The sequence below is a fragment of the Enterobacter sp. PI-10 genome, assembly GCF_027947695.1.
Classification (GTDB): domain Bacteria; phylum Pseudomonadota; class Gammaproteobacteria; order Enterobacterales; family Enterobacteriaceae; genus Enterobacter; species Enterobacter vonholyi.
In genome coordinates this window covers 56,188-75,076 of sequence record NZ_JAJNOG010000012.1, presented here as the reverse complement: position 1 = coordinate 75,076, position 18,889 = coordinate 56,188, and the positions used below count along the sequence as shown (strand labels likewise).

Below are 18,889 nucleotides of genomic sequence, written 5' to 3'. Positions count from 1 at the left end.
TAGGTCGGGTAAGCGCATGTACCACCCGGCCGGTAAAAAGCCGCTGATCCCTCAGCGGCTTTTTTATTGGATGATCGCCAGAATTCTTCATTAGCCGGGGGAGTTATGTCCCAACGCTATCTTTTTCCTGCGAAATTCACGGATTAGGGTAACTCTGCTCCATTTATCACGAACACCCGATCTGCCGATGAAATCGTGGTTTCGCGATGCGCGATAATAATCCTCGTAATGTTCATCGCCTGTATAGACTGATTGACCTGACTTTCACTGGTTTTATCAAGGTGGCTGGTCGCCTCGTCCATGAATAAAATACCCGGTTTACGGTATAATGCCCGGGCAATATAAATCCGCTGTTTTTGACCGCCGGACAACCCTTCCCCAAGTTCACCAATCAGTGTCTCGTAACCCATTGGTAGCTTTAAAATGTCATTATGAATATGGCTTGCGATAGCGCATTGCACCATCCACTGCTCGTCAATGTCAGGCCGAAAACCGGCGATATTCTCTTTGATTGAGCCTGAAAACAGCTTATCTTCCTGCATGATACAGGCAATGCGTTCAGCATAATGCTCGAAACCAAGTTGCTTAATATCAATGCCATTAATTCGGACGCAGCCGTTCGACGGTTCGAATAAACCGCACAACACTTTCATCAAGGTGCTTTTACCTGAACCCGATACGCCCGTAATAGCAATACTCTCTCCGGCATGAATGGTCAGATTCAGTTTGCTGAAGATAGGGTCCGCATGGTTATCATAACGGTAAGTCAGATCCTGAGTTTCGAGCGTTAAGGCTCCGTGTGGTAAACGCAGCGGGCTGGTGGCCGTTGAAGAAGATGCTTCCTGCAGCGCAATATCGGCAACGCGTTCATTGTGTAAGTTGATGATCTTCAGCTGAATGATAAAGTTGATCAGGGCATTTATTCGGTCATAGAACTGACTCCTGAAGGTGTTAAATGCGATAAACATACCGATGGTTAAATGACTATCCATCATCAGCCTGCCGCTAACCCACAGGATAACAATTTGGTCGCAGGCGGCGATAAAAGAGACGACGCCACCAAAGAAAAGATCCATTCGCGTCAAACGAATGCCTGTATTGACCTTATCTGAAAAAAGATTAAACCAGTTATTGATTCTCAGGTCAGTCATCCCCTGAATCTTAATCGTCGCGATACCGTACAGGGTTTCCATAAAATAAGAGTTAAGGCGTGCTTCCTTGATTAACTCTTCTTCTGATAGCTGGCGATAGTATCGATAGGTAGCAAACCGAATGAAGGTGTATATTGCGGTAAAAGAGACCACTATCATGCTGAGCTGCAGGTTGTATAAAAACATCATTACCAGCAAACCCATGAGCATTAGCGTATCAATAATGCTACCAGTTAAACCTGTGGTAAAAGTGGCCCGTATAACATCAAGCGAGTGGAAGCGAGACTGAATGTCCCCCAGTTTGCGTCTTTCAAAATAGGTGGTCGGTAGCTTAATAAGGTGAGAAAAGAGGCTAAAACTCCACTGGACGTCGATGAGTGTTCCCAGTATCAGCGTGGTCCAGGAGCGTATGACACTGACCGTCAAACGTAACAGAATCAGAATAAACAACCCAAGACAGATGATATTAAGTAAACCGTAATCTCCGGATGCAATCACATTATCCGTGACTAATTGTGTCCCCACTGGCATTAGCAGGCTGATCAACTCAATCACCAGCGATAAGAAAAATACCTTCGTCAGTGAAGTTATCAGTCCATTGATATTCTTTAATAACGTGGTCGCTTTTAACCTGTTTTGCTTCTTTTGAACTGAGAAAGTGGTTCCCGGCCATACCTCAAGCACAACACCAGTAAAATGTTGGGACAATTCGGGCATGCTAATCACCCGTCGTCCAAACGCAGGGTCGTGGATCACCGCGCTGTTCTTATCGACCTTAATCAGTACGACAAAATGGTTAAAATCCCAATGCAATATGCAGGGCTTACGCACGTCATGTAATTCCTGAAGGTCCACGGACAATGCGCGTGACGACATCTCCAGTTCACTGGCAATTGCTTTTATCGCATTGAGGTTGACCCCACGTGATGACAAATTGAATTGTTGCCGGAGTTGCAGTAGATCCACCTGCTTGCCATAAAAACTGCATATCATTGAAAGACAGGCCAGGCCACATTCGGACGCTTCGGTTTGAAAGACAACTGGGATGCGTTTAAATATTTTCAGATCCAACTTGCGCAGCAGCGTCTCAAGTGTATAAAGATTATTCATTACCTGCGTCCGTTACGCTCATTTTCATTTCGTAAAATGGCGATAATAACCACTCATAGATATGTCTCTTTTCAAGGAAAAGAGAAATCTGCGCTTTGGCTCCCTGGCTCAGTGAGAGTTGTTTTCCATGGACTTGCACAGACTGTAGGTCAGGTTTGATCATGATTTTGTACCAGGACTTTTTATCGTCATAGAATTCATGTGCGATGGTCTGCTTTGACAGGAGTTCTGGCTTCGATGCCGGAAGCCTGGATATTGCTGATATTGATGCCCTGAACTGACCAAATTTTTCATAAGGAAAGGCGTCGTAACTAACATTAACGCGCTGGCCAATCGCCAGATAAGGAAGAACTTCATCCGGAACCCAGGTTTCGAGATAGCATGGAGAATGGATATTCTGCTGAACTCGCGCCAGTACATCGCCTGCGCCGATCATCTTACCTTGCGCCGTATTGATGGAGTCGATTAAGCCATCGGCTGTTGCCACGATGACATAATTACCTTCCGCTTCTGTATTTAACTTTTCTTTTTGCAGTTCGTATATTTGTTGCTCAAGCTGGTAAACCTGTTGGTCATAATCAGCGCTCTGGGATTGGATTTGCTGATTGAGCGCATCGATCTGAACCTGGTCCTGTGATTTTCTGGCGACCAGGTCAGAAACATTGCTCTGCTGTTGGTAGAGTAGTGCGTTTTGGCTACTCATCTGGTCTTTGGTGACCAGACCTTTTTCCTGATAACCACGGTAATCGTTAACGTTCTTCTCAATCTGATGCAGTTCCCGCTCAGCCTGCACCAGTAGCCCAGATGAGGTATTAAAACTGGACTGATAATGATCTTTTTGAGTCGTCAGCGCGTTGAGCGTACGGTTTTTCGAAGAGTTCAAATTTGCCATCATTACGCTGATACTCTTTATCTGTAGCGCGATCTCCTTTTTTTTATTCTCATCAACCAGGCCTGATTGCGTCGATACACCCGAATGAATGAGAAAGAGAGCATCACCTTTTTTTACGCGATCGCCTTCATTAACAAAACTCTGCACGACTGTACCCTGCATTGATGCAGAGATATTCACTGAGCCAGGGAAAGTGGTTATTTCACCGTGAACGATGACGCGACGGGTGTAGGAACCTTTGGTAATAAAAATAGAAATGGAAGCAATAAAAAAAATGCTGAGCAATATGATAAGAGCAAAAGGGATGCCCGGCAGAAGAACAGCTTTCCCTTCCCACCGTGTACTCTGATATTCAATAGCTTCCTTGCGAAACATATCTGGCCTCTTGCGGGGTGGAAATAGCCGCCAAATATCAGCGGCTATGAGTTATAATGGTTCAGGAATTAATGTCTACCGTGATCATTACCCTGGCGGCCACCGCCACTTTTCGAACCACCATTACCTTTTGATGAACCACCGCTTTTACCACCAACGTTAACCGAGCAACCACCGCTAAAGGATGTGCTTTCAGAGTGAGAACCATCTTTGTTAGTGGTGCTGGTGTGAGAATAGCTGCCATTACAACCAGCGCTACCACCACCGAACATCCCACCAATCGCACTACCGATAGAACCCCACATTCCTGCACCGCTGACGTTACTTAATTCACTTTCATTGAGTTCACGCATTATTAATTTTCCTTGCAATAGTGAGCAAAAGGTATACCCATAATATCCATAGACTTTTTCCATACCATTTCACCATCCGTGAATGAAATGTTTTTTACGCCAAAACGCGTAAAATCCTTTTCGCTGTACGTCGACAGACCTGTGTCTGGATCACCAATATTTTCTTTTTGCCCGCAAAGTGGCATCATCCATGACACATTTATATCTTTGTAGAATGCTTTATCCGTTTTTCTTATTTCTGAGAAAATGCGATCTGTTATCGTTGTGTCTGTATTGATTTCTCCGTTAACCGTAGTTGTTAACTTATTGTCATCAGAATTAGGCGACCCATGGAAACCAATAATGGAACCATAGTTGATGATTTTGTTTTTTGCCGCTGGGAAAAGATAGTTAGCACAGGAAGAAAGGCATAATCGCCTGACCTCAATGTTAATTTCTTTATCATGAATAACTTGTGCTATTTTTATTGCAGTTTCGACATCGCCGCCACCACTGTTTATGGATATCGTTCTGACAGGGATAAGGTTTTTTCTGATAAGCCCCACAATGATTTTGTCATCATCTTTGGATATGTTTCCGTCGATATATAACATATCAAAAACGAGGTGGGTTGAAAGTTTTGGTTCAAGCCCTTGCTTCACAATCAGTTGGCTAGAGAGTTGATATAAAATATCTCTGCTGGCTTTTTTAAATCGGTAGGCATTGTATGAATAAATAGCGAAAGCGCAGAGTAAAGCTATTAAAACGGCACTGAGGACGTATCCCTTTTTAATCTTCACGAAAGTGCAGCTCCATGTGTAAAGTAATGTAAACTTATCATTATAAAAAAGAAGATAAATAGAGTATTTGTATCTAAATGTAAATTTAAGTAAAGTGAACTTGTTGCGATTTCGAGCAAAGCCGCGCGAAATGGGATTGCCATGGCAAAAATGGGGGAATATGGTGATGAGAAAAAATATTACGGAAGCGTTTTTCTATAATTTTTTGCAGAATGAACTAAAACGTATATCTTCGCAAAATCGAACTTAAATAAAACTCATCCCTGCCTATCGCCCGTAAGCCAATATCATCTTCCTGGCTAAATTTTTGTTCTTCATACTGCTCCCTCTAAGCTGAATCTCGTGCATAGCCAAACTTTATCTTTCCCGCTACAGTTACCTCTCCACGGCGAGCAGGAGATAAACATGCTTTATATCTTTGATTTAGGAAACGTCATCGTCGATATCGATTTTAATCGCGTGTTGGGCGCATGGAGCGATTTTAGCCGCGTGCCGCTGGCGACCTTAAAGCAGAATTTCGCGATGGGCGAGACTTTCCACCAGCATGAACGCGGCGAAATCAGCGATGAAGAGTTCGCTGAACGTTTCTGTCAGGAGATGGGGCTTTCGTTAAGCTATGAACAGTTTTCCCACGGTTGGCAGGCGGTATTTGTCGCCATCCGGCCTGAAGTGATCGACATCATGCACAAACTGCGCGATCAGGGGCATCGTGTCGTTGTGCTATCAAATACCAACCGCCTGCATACCACGTTCTGGCCTGAAGAATACCCTGAAGTTAAGACGGCGGCTGATAAAATCTATCTCTCGCAGGAGATGGGCATGCGTAAGCCTGAAGCCCGAATTTATCAGGCTGTTCTGCAGTCAGAAGGATTCACCGCGGCCGATGCGGTCTTTTTCGACGACAACGCCGATAATATAGAGGGAGCTAACCAGTTGGGTATTACGTCAATTCTGGTGACCGGAAAAGAGACGATACCTGACTACTTTGCGAAGCAGCTATGCTAAAAACCGTTCATCAAAAAGCCACGCACCATACTCGCCCGCTGCGGGCCTGGCTGAAACTGCTTTGGCACCGGATTGATGAGGACAATATGACCACGCTGGCGGGTAACCTCGCCTACGTGTCATTGCTCTCGTTAGTGCCGCTGGTGGCGGTTATCTTTGCCCTGTTTTCCGCCTTTCCGATGTTTGCGGACGTCAGCGTGCAGCTTCGTCATTTTGTCTTCGCGAATTTCATTCCGGCAACCGGGGATGTTATCCAGAACTACATTGAGCAGTTTGTTGCCAATTCCAGCAAGATGACGGCAGTGGGGGCGTGCGGTCTTATCGTCACCGCGCTGCTGTTGATGTACGCCATCGATAACGCGCTAAACACGATTTGGCGGAGTAAAAAAGCGCGGCCAAAGGTCTATTCTTTTGCCGTGTACTGGATGATCCTCACGCTGGGGCCGCTGCTGGCCGGGGCGAGCCTGGCAATCAGTTCTTATCTGCTCTCCCTGCGCTGGGCGAGTGATTTAAACGGCGCTATTGATAATGTGCTTCGCATCTTTCCGTTGATCCTGTCGTGGCTCTCGTTCTGGCTGCTCTATAGCGTGGTGCCGACCACGCGCGTGCCTAACCGCGATGCGGTCGTGGGGGCGCTGGTGGCGGCATTGCTCTTTGAGCTCGGTAAGAAAGGGTTTGCCCTCTACATCACCATGTTTCCGTCCTATCAGCTGATTTACGGCGTGCTGGCGGTGATCCCCATTTTGTTTGTCTGGGTCTACTGGACCTGGTGTATCGTCTTGCTTGGTGCTGAAATAACTGTCACTCTCGGTGTATACCGCGAACTTAAAAAAGCAGCAGAAGCTGAAAAACAACAAGAAGCAGACCAACCATGATTGCATTGATACAGCGCGTAACCCGTGCCAGCGTCACCGTGGAGGGAGAGGTGACGGGTGAAATTGGCCCAGGACTTTTGGTGTTGTTAGGTGTCGAAAAGGATGATGACGAACAAAAAGCCAACCGCTTGTGTGAGCGCGTGCTGGGCTACCGTATTTTCAGCGATGCGGAAGGCAAGATGAACCTGAACGTCCAGCAGGCGGGCGGCAGCGTGCTGGTGGTTTCCCAGTTTACGCTGGCAGCGGATACCGAGCGCGGCATGCGCCCGAGTTTCTCGAAAGGTGCCGCGCCAGATCGTGCTGAAGCACTTTACGAGTACTTTGTAGAGCGTTGTCGCCAGCAGGAAATGAATACGCAAACCGGACGATTCGCTGCAGATATGCAGGTATCGCTGGTGAACGATGGTCCCGTCACATTCTGGCTCCAGGTATGAGCATACTTACGGCATGGCCGCGGGTAACAAGAGAGAGTACAGCTATGTATCACCTTCGAGTACCGCAAACGGAAGAAGAGTTAGACGCTTATTACCAGTTCCGCTGGGAAATGCTACGCAAGCCATTACATCAGCCAAAAGGCTCTGAGCGCGACGCCTGGGACGCGATGGCCCACCATCAGATGGTGATGGACGAAGAGGGCAACCTTGTGGCCGTCGGGCGTTTGTATATCAACGCCGATAACGAAGCGTCTATTCGCTTTATGGCGGTTCATCCCTCCGTGCAGGACAAAGGTCTGGGGACGCTAATGGCGATGACCCTGGAATCCGTCGCCCGTCAGGAAGGCGTTAAGCGCGTTACCTGTAGCGCCCGCGAAGATGCAGTAGAATTCTTCGCTAAACTCGGTTTTGTGAATCAGGGGGAGATCACAACCCCGCAAACCACCCCGATTCGTCATTTTTTGATGATCAAACCCATCGCCACGCTGGACGATATTCTGCATCGCGCCGACTGGTGCGGACAGCTGCAGCAGGCCTGGTATCAGCACATTCCGCTCAGCGAAAAAATGGGCGTGCGCATTCAGCAGTACACCGGACAAAAATTTATTACCACCATGCCGGAAACTGGCAATCAGAACCCCCACCACACCCTCTTTGCCGGAAGTCTGTTCTCACTGGCCACGCTTACCGGCTGGGGGCTTATCTGGCTGATGCTGCGCGAGCGCCATCTGGGTGGCACCATCATTCTTGCTGATGCTCATATCCGCTATAGCGCACCGATCAGCGGTAAACCGAGCGCGGTGGCCGATCTGGGGTCGCTGGGCGGCGATCTGGACCGCCTGGCACGCGGCCGCAAGGCTCGCGTACAAATGCAGGTTGAACTATTTGGCGATAAAACACCGGGCGCGGTTTTTGAAGGTACCTATATCGTTCTTCCGGCGAAGCCTTTTGGCGCGTATGAAGAGGGTGGGAACGAGGAGGAGTAATCTTCTGTTCACGTTATCCGGGCGTGCTGAATCCGCCCGGCGATATCCCGCATAACGTCTCGCGCAGACTGGCTAACGCCGCCAAGCTGAAAGAAGCCATGGATGACGCCCAGCCAGCGCTGAGCGGTACACTTCACACCCTGCTCAGTCAAATGCTGATATAACATTTCTCCCTCATCGCACAGCGGATCGTACTCTGCGGTAATGATGTGAACTGGCGGAAGTCCTTAAAAATCATCGCGCCACAGCGGGCTCGCTTCGGGATGCTGGCGTTCGATGTCGGCGAGGTACATTTCATACCCGCTGAGCAGGGTATCACGGGTAATAATGTAATCCGTGCCATTGAGGGCATAGCTTTCAAAACTGGCGGTGGCGTCGAGCATGGGATAGATAAGAATGAGCTGTGCGGGTTTCCATCGTCCTTTCGCGTTGAGCCGCAATGACGTTACCAGCGCAAGATGGCCTCCTGCGCTGTCTCCGCAAAGTGTGATCCGGTTTTTATCCACGCCCAGTTTGTCCGCATATTGCCAGACCAGATCTGCACCTTTTTCCGCATCGTCATGTGCTGCGGGGAAAATATGCTCCGGGGCCAGCCTGTACTGAATCGCGATCACCCGGCAATTGCCGTAGCAGGCTAACTGGCGGAGTTGGTTGTCATGGGTATCAAAGCCGCCGCTGATGAAACATCCGCCATGATAGTAAATGGCAGCAGGCAATATTTCAGGTGCATTGAGAGGTGAAAACACCCGAATGGTAAGACCGTCAAGAACGAGCGTCTCCACCTGTACGCGCGTTTCGGTCTCCCCGGCAAGCCCCGTGCTGGCAATATAGCCTGCTCGTCGCACCTCAACGCTCTGGCGACGTGACGAGGGTCGCCCTGCAGCGATAAATCCCTGAACCAGCTGTGCAATACCCTGTTCCAGCGCCATGAAAATTCCCTTTTACTGTATGGATAAACAGTTTTATAGCCTGGTTTGATTCAAAAGAAAACAAGAATATTGTTGAGGGCAACAATCTGGAAAGCGGCTCGCAAAGGCGATAACGCGTCTCTCAACGAGAATGGAGAGCATCTGACATGAAAGACGGCGGGTAATGCTGTCGAACTGCAGGCCGGGCAAGCACGCGCCGCCCGGCACTGTAACAGGGAGTTATTCCCCTTCACCCGGGAACAGGAACGGGTTGATCGAGCTGCGGGCGAATCCCTCCTGCTCCATCTTCGCGTCCAGAATCAGCGAGGCAAGATCGTCGGCCACCGCTTCGACTTTCGGGTCTTTTTCCTGATACAGAATCTTCAGGTAAGTGCCACAGTCGCCGCAGCTTTCGGCTTTCACTGCTGCTTCTTCATTTTCCAGCGACCAGTAATTCAGATCGCGGGTCTGCTCGCAGTTGCTGCACTTGATGCGAACCACGTGCCACTCGGTTTCACACAGGTTGCAGTGCAGGTAGCGCAGCCCCTGAGTGGTGCCGATTTGCACCATGCTGGAAACCGGCATTGAGCCGCAGACCGGGCAGAACTGGCGCGCCTCGCCGTATTCGGCGCGAGCTTTGCCGGGGATCAGGCTCGCCATTTGCGCCCAGTAAAGCGACAGCGCAGCCCAGATAAACGGCGCTTTATCGCTGCTCACCAGAGCGAAGTCGGAGGCAAACAGCGCGCTCGCCATCTCTTCCAGCTCCAGGTCAGAGGCTTTTTCCAGATTCTCAATGACCGCCAGCGCGGTACCGCTCATCTCCGGCTTCAGCTCGGCAATCAGCGAATGCAGCAGCTTTTGCCAGTGCTTGTCGCGCGGCAGGACGTGAATGTCCAGCGGCGGCTTGCCCTGCGCGTTGGCTTCTTTGATACGCGCGGTCAGATCCATTTGCAGCGGGTGGTCGTACAGCACCACTTCCTGCGCGTGGGCGACCAACGCGGCAAAACGCAGAAAATCGCCCAGCGGGTTGTTCTCTGCCAGCTCGCGCAGACGCTCTGCGCGGCGGTTGTAGAGGTTCTTGAGTCTGGGGAATAACAACGGCGGAATATAATCCGCCGTGCGTTTCTCGCTCGACCCCAGCTCATCTTGCGGGATTATGCGAATACTCATTCAGATGACTTTTCCTGTTTCTGGCGGACTTCACGGTACCAGCGCGGGTGATGTTTCTTCGCCCACGTACTGGTTACCCAGCCTTCCACCATCGCGGTAATGGTGCCTTTCACCCAAAGGGCGGCGTAGATATGCACCATGATAACCACAATTAACGCCACTGCGGCAAATGAATGCAGCATCAGCGCGAATCGGATCACCGGGATTGAGAAAGCAGGCGCAAAGTACGGACGCCAGATGATCACGCCGCTCACCAGCAACAGGACCAGGAAGATAATCGCCGCCCAGAATACGCATTTCTGGCCGAAGTTATAACGCCCGGTGTCACCCACTTCCTCGTTGACGACGATCTTACGAATATTCTTCGCCCAAAAGATATCATCCCGATTGATTAGGTTATGGTGCCAGTAGCGGAAAAACATGATGATGAACGACGCGAACATGATGACGCCTACAAACGGGTGCAGGATGCGCGCCAGCTGTGGTGTCCCCATGATCTGCATCAGCCAGTTGAAGGACGGGAAGAAGAACCCCAGCCCGCTTATCGCCGCCAGCATGAAGCAGAAGGCGGTGACCCAGTGGTTGATGCGTTCCGGCGCGGTGTAGCGCACGATGGTGTCACGTTTTCTCATTTGCGCACCTCGTCTTTCTCTTCATGCAGGTTGTCGTCTTCCTCTTCCGCGCGGTTCGGACCGACGCCGACGTAGTGGAAGATGCTCGCTGCGAAGGTGGCAGCAAAACCGACCGCTGCCAGCGGTTTCCAGATGCCTTTCCAGAACTTCACGGTGGCGCTGATTTCCGGGTTCTCCGGCAGACCGTGATACAGATTCGGCTTGTCGGCGTGGTGCAGCACGTACATCACGTGCGTACCGCCAACCCCGGCCGGATCGTACAGGCCCGCGTTGTCGTAACCACGGGTTTTCAGCTCTCCCACGCGCTCTGCCGCCAGCGTTTTCATATCCTCTTTGGAGCCAAAGTGGATAGCGCCGGTTGGGCAGGTCTTCACGCACGCAGGCTCCTGGCCGACGGTTACGCGGTCAACGCACAGGGTGCATTTGTAGACGCGGTTGTCTTCCGGGTTCAGGCGCGGTACGTCGAACGGACAGCCCGCGATGCAGTAGCCGCAGCCGATGCACTGTTCGGACTGGAAGTCGACGATGCCGTTGGCATACTGAATGATAGCCCCTTCTGACGGACATGCCTTCAGGCAGCCCGGATCCGCACAGTGCATACAGCCGTCTTTGCGAATAAGCCATTCCAGTTTGTCGTTCTGCTCAACTTCCGAGAAACGCATCACCGTCCAGGACTTGGCGGTCAGGTCCGCCGGGTTGTCGTACACCCCGACGTTGTGACCCACTTCGTCACGCAGATCGTTCCACTCAGAGCAGGCCACCTGACAGGCTTTACAGCCGATACAGGTGGTCACGTCGATAAGCTTCGCCACTTCCTGCTGGTGGTCCCGCGCCTGAGGCGCGGGCGTGAAACCATTAGTCGCGGAACGACGGATAATGTCTTGAGATTGATAAGCCATAAGTCGTCTCCGTTACACCTTTTCCACGTTCACGAGGAAGGCCTTAAACTCCGGCGTCTGCGTGTTCGCATCACCGACGAACGGCGTCAGGGTGTTCGCAATGAACCCTTTCTTCGCCACGCCCTCATAGCCCCAGTGAATCGGAATACCGATGGTATCCACCTGCTGACCGTGAACGTTCAGCGTGCGAATACGCTTAGTCACCACCGCCTTGGCTTTAATGTAGCCACGGTTAGAGGAGACCTTCACGGTATCGCCATGGGCAATGCCGAGCTTGTTCGCCAGCTTCTCACCGATCTCCACAAACTGTTCCGGCTGCGCGATCGCGTTAAGCAGCGCGTGCTTGGTCCAGTAGTGGAAGTGCTCGGTCAGACGGTAGGTGGTGCCCACGTACGGGAACTTGTCCTTTTTACCCAGCGCTTCAAAGTCGCCTTTGAAGATACGGGCTGCCGGGTTTGAGACCACGTTCGGGTGCAGCGGGTTGGTGCCCAGCGGCGTCTCAAACGGCTCGTAGTGTTCCGGGAACGGACCTTCCGCCATCTTATCGATAGCAAACAGACGCCCCATCCCTTCAGGCTGCATGATAAACGGCCCAACGTCGCTGCCCGGTGCGGCAGTGCTGTAGTCCGGAATATCCACGCCGCCCCATTTCGCACCGTCCCACTTCAGAAGCTGACGCTTCGGATCCCACGGGTTACCCTGCGGGTCAGCGGATGCGCGGTTATAGAGGATACGGCGGTTGAGCGGCCACGCCCATGCCCAGCCCAGCGTATTGCCAAGGCCCGACGGGTCAGCGTTATCGCGGTTGGCCATCTGGTTGCCCTTCGGCGTCCAGCTACCGGCAAAGATCCAGCAGCCGCTGGAGGTAGTACCGTCATCGCGCAGGTGCGCGAAGGTGCTGAGCTGATCGCCTTTCTTCGCCAGTACGGTGCCGGTGGCCGGGTCAATAACGTCCGCCAGCGCCTTACCGTTGCTCTCCATCGCCACTTCTTCTGGCGCAGGATTTTCCGGCGTCGAGTAGTTCCAGGTCATGTTCAGCACGGGTTCCGGGTTCGCGCCGCCTTCTTCCGCATACATCTTACGCAGGCGTAAGAAGATGCCGGCCAGGATCTCGCCGTCGTTCATGGCGATGCCCGGGGCGTCCGCACCTTTCCAGTGCCACTGCAGCCAGCGTCCGGAGTTGACGATAGAGCCGTTCTCTTCCGCGAAGCAGGTCGATGGCAGACGGAACACTTCGGTCTGAATCTTCGACGGATCGACGTCGTTCGATTCGCCGTGATTCTGCCAGAAGGTCGAGGTCTCGGTATTGAGCGGGTCAATCGTCACCAGGAACTTCAGTTTCGACAGCGACTCAACAACCTTGTTCTTGTTAGGGAACGAGGCCACCGGGTTAAAGCCCTGGCACAAATAGCCGTTCACTTTGCCCTGGTGCATCATCTCGAAATACTGCAGAACGTCATAACCTTTGTCCCACTTCGGCAGCCAGTCAAAGCCCCAGCTGTTTTCAGCCGTCGCTTTATCACCGAAGAACGCTTTCATCATCGAGACGAAGAACTTCGGATAGTTGCCCCAGTAGTTCACCTGGCCTTCAAGCAGCGGTTTAGGCGTGCTGGCCGTCAGGTAGGTTTGCAGGTCGGTCTGTTTCTCGCTTGGCAGGTTCATGTAGCCCGGCAGGCTCTGAGACAGCAGGCCGAGGTCGGTCAGACCCTGAATGTTGGAGTGACCGCGCAGGGCGTTCACGCCGCCGCCAGCCATACCCATGTTGCCGAGCAGGAGCTGAACCATCGCCATGGTACGGATGTTCTGCGCACCGATGGAGTGTTGCGTCCAGCCGAGGGCGTACAGGAACGACGCGGTTTTGTCCTTCGCGCTGGTTTCGGCGATAAGCTCGCACACCTTCAGGAAGTCCGCCTTCGGCGTACCGCAGATGTTTTCGACAACCTCAGGCGTGTAGCGGGAAACGTGCTCTTTCAGCAGGTTCCACACGCAGCGCGGGTGCTGCAGGGTGGTGTCGCGCTTCGCAAAGCCTTTTTCATCCAGCTCGTAGTTCCAGCTGGTTTTGTCGTATTTGCGTTTTTCGGCGTCGTAACCGCTGAACAGGCCATCTTCGAAGTGGTAATCCTCACGCACGATCAGGCTGGCGTTGGTATAGGCTTCGGTGTATTCGCGGTTATATTTTTCGTTGGTCATCAGGTACAGCAATACGCCTGACAGGAAAGTGATGTCAGTACCTGAACGAATAGGGGTGTAGAAATCCGCCACTGACGCAGTACGCGTAAAGCGGGGATCGATCACAATCAGTTTCGCACCGTTGTGGATTTTGGCTTCCATCGCCCAGCGGAACCCGACAGGGTGCGCTTCAGCGGCGTTACCGCCCATCACCACAATGAGGTTGGCGTTCTTGATGTCGACCCAGTGGTTGGTCATCGCACCGCGACCAAATGTTGGAGCAAGACTTGCTACCGTTGGTCCGTGTCAGACACGCGCCTGGTTGTCGACCGCGAGCATACCGAGTGCGCGCGTAAATTTCTGGGTTAAATAACCGGTTTCGTTGCTTGAAGCGGAGGCACACAGCATCCCGGTGGAGAGCCAGCGGTTGACCGTGACGCCGTCGGCATTCTTCTCAACAAAGTTGGCATCGCGGTCTTCTTTAATGTGTTTTGCGATGCGGTCAAACGCCTCTTCCCAGCTGATTTGCTGCCATTTGTCGGATCCAGGCGCACGATATTCAGGGAATTTGAGACGGCTTTCGGAGTGGATAAAGTCCACCAGACCGGCCCCTTTGGGGCACAATGCGCCGCGGTTAACCGGATGATCCGGGTCGCCTTCGATATGGAAAATAGACGCTTTGGCGTTTTTAGCACCGTCGCCGAGGCTATACATTAACAGCCCGCAACCGACAGAGCAGTACGTACAGGTATTACGGGTTTCACGGGTGCGCAGCAGTTTATACTGCCGCGTTTCCGCCAGCGCTACGCCGGGCGCAAAGCCCAGTGCCGCTGCCGTGGTGCCTGCCATACCGCCAGCGCAGATCTTAAAGAACTGCCTTCTGCTGACCTGCATGGGTCACTCCTTGTTTCGACATTGCTTACATATGTAGTTTTGACTTCGCGGTTGAGAAATGACCGCAAAGGAGAAAAATTTGCGTTAATCCCTCAATTCCACGAGGGATATCATCAGAATACCACATTGTCGGTACCGCTGTTCTAATGGCGTTAATACAAAGTGAACGTATTATCACCATGTTGATTATAAAGTGTGATATTGATCACGTTAACAGCTCTGCATGTTAAAGCGGTGTAGCCGGTGGCAGGTTGCACCCCTGCTAAATGAGTAGGAGAATGGTTGTCGAAAAGTTGATCCATACTATGCGTACAGCCTGTGGTTTATGCTGCAATAGCACGCTCGCTTCCGTGGTTGTTCAGGAATACCGCTGTGTCTAAACAAAACCGTGTTCTCCACTCGTCACCCCTGCCTGCCGGCATTGTGGAACTGTCGGTACACCGACCGCCCCACATCACCCATGCCACGCCCGATTTTCTGGCGGAAGAAGTACCCGTTGCGCTCGTTTACAACGGCATCTCGCATGTGGTGATGATGGCGTCTCCGAAAGATCTTGAGCTGTTCGCCATCGGTTTTTCCCTCTCGGAAGGCATCATCGAGCATCCGCAGGAGATCTACGGTATGGACGTGGTGCAGGCCTGCAACGGTCTTGAAGTGCAGATCGAACTCTCCAGCCGCCGCTTTATGGGGCTGAAAGAGCGCCGTCGCGCGCTGGCCGGGCGTACCGGCTGCGGCGTGTGTGGCGTTGAGCAGCTCAACGATATTGGCAAACCTGTTTCACCACTGCCGTTTACTCAGACCTTTAATCTGGCGCACCTCGACCCTGCGCTTGAGCACCTGAATGATGTACAGCCCATCGGCCAGCTGAGCGGCTGCACGCACGCGGCGGCATGGGTGTTGCCGTCGGGGGATATTGCCGGGGGACATGAGGACGTTGGCCGCCACGTGGCGTTGGACAAGCTGCTCGGTCGCCGGGCACGTGAAAGTGAGGTCTGGAAGCAGGGGGCAGCACTCGTTTCCAGCCGGGCCAGCTACGAGATGGTGCAAAAGTCCGCCATGTGCGGTGTGGAAATTCTGTTTGCGGTCTCAGCCGCAACAACGCTGGCGGTGGAGGTGGCGGAGCGCTGCAACCTGACGCTGGTGGGCTTCTGCAAGCCGGGAAGGGCGACGATTTATACCCATCCACAACGATTGATAGTTGATCAGTAATTTTGAATGATAATAGCAAATCCTTCCGCTTTTAGTTGATCATGATGAGGTCTACTATTTATCTCATCAAGGCACGGTGCCTTACCAAAACAACTTAATGAAAGGGTTTATATCATGAAAAGCATCAAAAATTTTGTCGCTGTAATCGCTCTGGCTACTTCTTTCGGTTCTTTCGCTGCACAGACCGTAACCGCAACCGCCTCTACCATTGATGGCGCAGAAGCTAAAATCGCGGCTCAGGCTCAGGAAGCCGGCGCGTCATCGTACAAAATTACCCAGGCGTTCTCAGGTAACCGCGTACACATGACCGCTGAACTGACTAAATAAGCTGTCACACCGTCGAAAGAGCGCCCCCGGGGCGCTTTTTTAGTTTATGCCCGCCACGCGCAGCAGCGCGGTTACCACTGCCGCCGCTACGATCACCACAATTAACGGCATCTTCCGCCAGGCCAAAAACACTGCAAACGCCACGCCCAGCACGCGCGCCATGCCGGCAAAGTGGTCACCTTCATAAAACGTGGTCGCCAGCGCCACGGAAAACAGCAATACCGTTGCCGCATCTGACAGCAGCGCCTGTGAACGCTCTGACAATGCCAGCCTGCTGCCCAGTTTCGCTCCGCCAAGACGCATCAAATAGGTTCCCGCAGACAAAATGGCGATGCCGAGAATAAAGAACGTCATGTTTTCCATTATTTTTTCCTCGCGGCAAGACCGAGTAAAGAGAGCAGTACCGGCAGACCTACCGGGGCAAACGGCACGGCGGCCAGCGACAGAACGGCACCGCTGCAGGCGCGTATCAGCGTGGTGCGGTTTTTAAATGCGGGAACCACTAATGCCAGCAGTATCGCCGGGAATACCGCATCCAGGCCTATGGTTTCCGGGTCCGGCAGCAGTTTGCCGACCATGGCACCCAGCAGCGCGCCAAGCGGCCAGACGATGGCGACGCCTAAACCGCACAGCCAGTAGGCGGCTTTACGCTGCTCGGCGGTTTTTTGCGACAGGCCAAACACCACGCTTTCGTCGTTCATGATGTGGCAGCCCAACAGGCTCAGACCGCGCTTACCGACCAGCTCACGCACCGTCACGCCAAACGGCACGTGGCGCGCGTTGACCAGCAAACCCGCGGCTGCAGCCGCCAGCGGGTTACCGCCGCTTGCTACAATGCCGATAAACATAAACTCTGACGCGCCCGCGAGTACGGTGATGGAGAGCACAAACGGCACCCAGACCGGGAAACCGTAGGCCATCGCCAGCGAGCCGTAGGACATTCCCACCACGCCCACCGCGAGGCAGACCAGGATGATTGCTTTTATGGTGTCGCCTTTCAGACAAGAGAGATGATGCTTCATACATTTTTAGCCATATCGAACGTGTATCCATTATAATGAACGCAACGAAACTGATTTTCAAGGCGAACGATTCGTTCGTTTTATAGAACAAGAGGCCGTTATATGACGCAGCCAATCAGCCTGATCGCTAAAAGTCTGGTGCGGGAACGTCTGCGCACCGGGCTTTCGCTGGCGGAAATTGCCCGCCGTGCCGGGATCGCTAAATCCACGCTTTCCCAGCTGGAGTCCGGCAACGGTAACCCTAGCCTGGAAACGCTGTGGTCGCTCTGCGTGGCGCTGGATATTCCTTTCGCCCGCCTGCTTGAGCCGCAGTTGCCGACCACGCAGGTGATCCGCCGTGGTGAAGGGACAAAAGTGGTCGCCGGACAGGCTAATTATGAAGCCATTTTACTGGCGGCATGCCCACCCGGCGCGCGCCGCGATGTCTATCTTCTGATGACCCAACCGGGCGCAGATCGTATTTCTCAGCCGCATCCGCCGGGCTCTGTTGAACATATTATTGTGACGCAGGGCCGGGCGCTGGTCGGCCTGCTCGACGCGGCGGAAGAGCTCGGCGCAGGGGATTACATTTGTTATCCCGCCGACCAGCCGCACATCTTCAAGGCCCTGGAGCCAGACACTTACGCGCTGCTGGTGGCGGAACAAAACTAACAGAGATACGGAAACTCATGTCGCTTAAAGCCATTGCCAAAGAACTGGGGCTGTCAGTCACCACCGTCAGCCGCGCCCTCAACGGATATGACGACGTCTCCGCCGAGACGCGCGCTCGCGTAGAAGCGGAAGCCCAGCGACGCGGCTATCGGCCTAACACTTTCGCCCGCCGCCTGAAGATGGGCAAAATTGATGCCGTTGGGCTGGTGTTCCCGGTCCATCCTGTTCCGCTCAATAACAGCGTATTTATGGACATGGTCGGCGAAATTAGCCACGAACTGGCGCGACATGAGATCGACTTATTGCTTATCGCCGACGACGATCTGGCGGATAAGCACAGCTATATGCGCATGGTGCAAAGCCGCCGCGTGGATGCGCTGATTGTGGCCCACACGTTGGATCGCGATCCGCGACTTGAGCAGCTGCAGGCCGCCGGATTTCCCTTTCTGGCGCTTGGTCGCAGCCAGCTACCGCAGCCGTACGCGTGGTTCGACTTCGACAACTATGCCGGTACGTACAATGCTACACGCTGGCTAATCGGGAAAGGCCATCAGCGCATTGCCCTACTGGGCGAAAGCAACAATCAGGCATTCATCACCCAGCGTCGTCAGGGCTATCTGGACGCGTTGCGGGAAGCCGGGCTTTCCAGCGAATGGCTGCGCGCCATGCCCCCTTCGCGCCGCGTGGGTTATGCCACCACGAAAGAGCTTCTCTCGCTGTCGCAGCCGCCCACGGCCATCATTACCGACTGCAACACTCACGGTGACGGCGCGGCGATGGCGCTGGCAGAGCTGGGCCGTCTGACCGGCGAGAGCGCCGTTGCGCTGGTTGTTTATGACGGGCTCCCGCAGGACAGTATCGTCGATGCCGACGTGGCGGCAGTGATCCAGTCCACCCGCCAGGGCGTCGGGAAACAGATTGCCGATATGGTGCGTCAGCTGATTAACGGCGACGATATTGAACGGCTTCAGGTGCTCTGGCAGCCCGAATTTTCTCCCGGCCAAACGGCCTGAATCTCTCCATTTTCTAAACCCGATCACAAAACCGA

At 53.0% G+C, this 18,889-nt stretch carries 18 protein-coding genes and 1 pseudogene; 8 read left to right on the top strand and 11 right to left on the bottom strand.

The features are described 5' to 3' along the window. Window positions 1-143: 143 nt before the first annotated feature. From LRM19_RS19920 to LRM19_RS19905, 4 genes are all read right to left on the bottom strand, one after another. Entirely contained in the window at window positions 144-2,261 is a 2,118-nt protein-coding gene (locus tag LRM19_RS19920) for a peptidase domain-containing ABC transporter (protein WP_024909216.1), read from the bottom strand. After that, the gene (locus LRM19_RS19915; protein ID WP_181899777.1) at window positions 2,254-3,528 is read right to left on the bottom strand and encodes an HlyD family secretion protein; all 1,275 of its coding nucleotides are present in this window, start codon (window positions 3,526-3,528) and stop codon (window positions 2,254-2,256) included. Before LRM19_RS19915 ends, LRM19_RS19920 begins: the two co-directional genes overlap by 8 nt. A 68-nt stretch (window positions 3,529-3,596) precedes the next feature. Beyond that, window positions 3,597-3,881, bottom strand: coding sequence for a hypothetical protein (locus LRM19_RS19910; RefSeq protein WP_023309759.1), 285 nt, complete (start codon window positions 3,879-3,881; stop codon window positions 3,597-3,599). 2 nt (window positions 3,882-3,883) lie between these two features. Further along, window positions 3,884-4,660 (bottom strand): hypothetical protein, encoded by a 777-nt coding sequence (locus LRM19_RS19905; protein WP_271369684.1) that lies wholly within the window; start codon window positions 4,658-4,660, stop codon window positions 3,884-3,886. Window positions 4,661-5,065: 405 nt separating this feature from the next. On the opposite strand from LRM19_RS19905, the gene yihX reads away from it, so the two are divergent. From yihX to fabY, 4 genes are read left to right on the top strand one after another with little or no spacing between them, the layout of a single operon-like run. After that, the gene (gene yihX, locus LRM19_RS19900; RefSeq protein ID WP_115876969.1) at window positions 5,066-5,665 is read left to right on the top strand and encodes a glucose-1-phosphatase; all 600 of its coding nucleotides are present in this window, start codon (window positions 5,066-5,068) and stop codon (window positions 5,663-5,665) included. Next, the gene (locus tag LRM19_RS19895) at window positions 5,659-6,540 is read left to right on the top strand and encodes a virulence factor BrkB family protein (protein WP_115876970.1); all 882 of its coding nucleotides are present in this window, start codon (window positions 5,659-5,661) and stop codon (window positions 6,538-6,540) included. Before yihX ends, LRM19_RS19895 begins: the two co-directional genes overlap by 7 nt. Further along, the gene (dtd, locus tag LRM19_RS19890) at window positions 6,537-6,974 is read left to right on the top strand and encodes a D-aminoacyl-tRNA deacylase (protein WP_008501836.1); all 438 of its coding nucleotides are present in this window, start codon (window positions 6,537-6,539) and stop codon (window positions 6,972-6,974) included. The genes LRM19_RS19895 and dtd overlap by 4 nt, the downstream gene beginning before the upstream one ends. 44 nt (window positions 6,975-7,018) lie before the next feature. Further along, on the top strand, window positions 7,019-7,960 hold the full coding sequence (gene fabY, locus LRM19_RS19885) for a fatty acid biosynthesis protein FabY (protein WP_023309755.1): 942 nt from the start codon (window positions 7,019-7,021) through the stop codon (window positions 7,958-7,960). An 8-nt stretch (window positions 7,961-7,968) separates the two neighbouring features. On the opposite strand, the pseudogene LRM19_RS19880 reads toward fabY, so the two are convergent. From LRM19_RS19880 to fdnG, 5 genes and pseudogenes are all read right to left on the bottom strand, one after another. Beyond that, window positions 7,969-8,889: pseudogene (locus LRM19_RS19880) on the bottom strand (alpha/beta hydrolase). 219 nt (window positions 8,890-9,108) lie between these two features. Then, window positions 9,109-10,038 carry a formate dehydrogenase accessory protein FdhE gene (fdhE, locus tag LRM19_RS19875; protein WP_023309751.1) on the bottom strand — a complete coding sequence of 310 codons (930 nt, stop codon included), beginning with the start codon at window positions 10,036-10,038 and terminating at the stop codon, window positions 9,109-9,111. Further along, on the bottom strand, window positions 10,035-10,670 hold the full coding sequence (fdoI, locus tag LRM19_RS19870) for a formate dehydrogenase cytochrome b556 subunit (protein ID WP_008501832.1): 636 nt from the start codon (window positions 10,668-10,670) through the stop codon (window positions 10,035-10,037). Before fdoI ends, fdhE begins: the two co-directional genes overlap by 4 nt. After that, a complete protein-coding gene (gene fdxH, locus LRM19_RS19865; RefSeq protein ID WP_008501831.1) occupies window positions 10,667-11,569 on the bottom strand; it encodes a formate dehydrogenase subunit beta in 903 nt (300 codons plus the stop codon). Before fdxH ends, fdoI begins: the two co-directional genes overlap by 4 nt. Window positions 11,570-11,581: 12 nt before the next feature. Continuing rightward, complete coding sequence (gene fdnG / locus LRM19_RS19860) at window positions 11,582-14,632, bottom strand: formate dehydrogenase-N subunit alpha (protein ID WP_090420837.1); 3,051 nt, start codon at window positions 14,630-14,632, stop codon at window positions 11,582-11,584. Window positions 14,633-15,004: 372 nt separating this feature from the next. Between fdnG and fdhD the strand changes: the two genes are divergently transcribed. Together fdhD and LRM19_RS19850 are read left to right on the top strand one after the other, a co-directional pair. Then, window positions 15,005-15,841, top strand: coding sequence for a formate dehydrogenase accessory sulfurtransferase FdhD (gene fdhD, locus LRM19_RS19855; RefSeq protein WP_271369683.1), 837 nt, complete (start codon window positions 15,005-15,007; stop codon window positions 15,839-15,841). 114 nt (window positions 15,842-15,955) lie between these two features. Continuing rightward, the gene (locus LRM19_RS19850) at window positions 15,956-16,168 is read left to right on the top strand and encodes a DUF1471 domain-containing protein (RefSeq protein ID WP_059446009.1); all 213 of its coding nucleotides are present in this window, start codon (window positions 15,956-15,958) and stop codon (window positions 16,166-16,168) included. Window positions 16,169-16,207: 39 nt separating this feature from the next. Here LRM19_RS19850 and LRM19_RS19845 read toward each other — a convergent pair whose 3' ends face one another. Together LRM19_RS19845 and LRM19_RS19840 are read right to left on the bottom strand one after the other, a co-directional pair. Continuing rightward, a complete protein-coding gene (locus LRM19_RS19845; RefSeq protein ID WP_111963949.1) occupies window positions 16,208-16,531 on the bottom strand; it encodes an AzlD domain-containing protein in 324 nt (107 codons plus the stop codon). Continuing rightward, on the bottom strand, window positions 16,531-17,190 hold the full coding sequence (locus tag LRM19_RS19840) for an AzlC family ABC transporter permease (protein ID WP_008501825.1): 660 nt from the start codon (window positions 17,188-17,190) through the stop codon (window positions 16,531-16,533). Before LRM19_RS19840 ends, LRM19_RS19845 begins: the two co-directional genes overlap by 1 nt. Before the next feature lie 102 nt (window positions 17,191-17,292). Here LRM19_RS19840 and LRM19_RS19835 point away from each other — a divergent pair, with 102 nt between their 5' ends. Continuing rightward, window positions 17,293-17,841, top strand: coding sequence for a helix-turn-helix domain-containing protein (locus LRM19_RS19835; RefSeq protein ID WP_023309744.1), 549 nt, complete (start codon window positions 17,293-17,295; stop codon window positions 17,839-17,841). Between the two features lie 17 nt (window positions 17,842-17,858). After that, a complete protein-coding gene (locus tag LRM19_RS19830) occupies window positions 17,859-18,854 on the top strand; it encodes a LacI family DNA-binding transcriptional regulator (RefSeq protein WP_127732649.1) in 996 nt (331 codons plus the stop codon). Window positions 18,855-18,889: the final 35 nt, after the last annotated feature.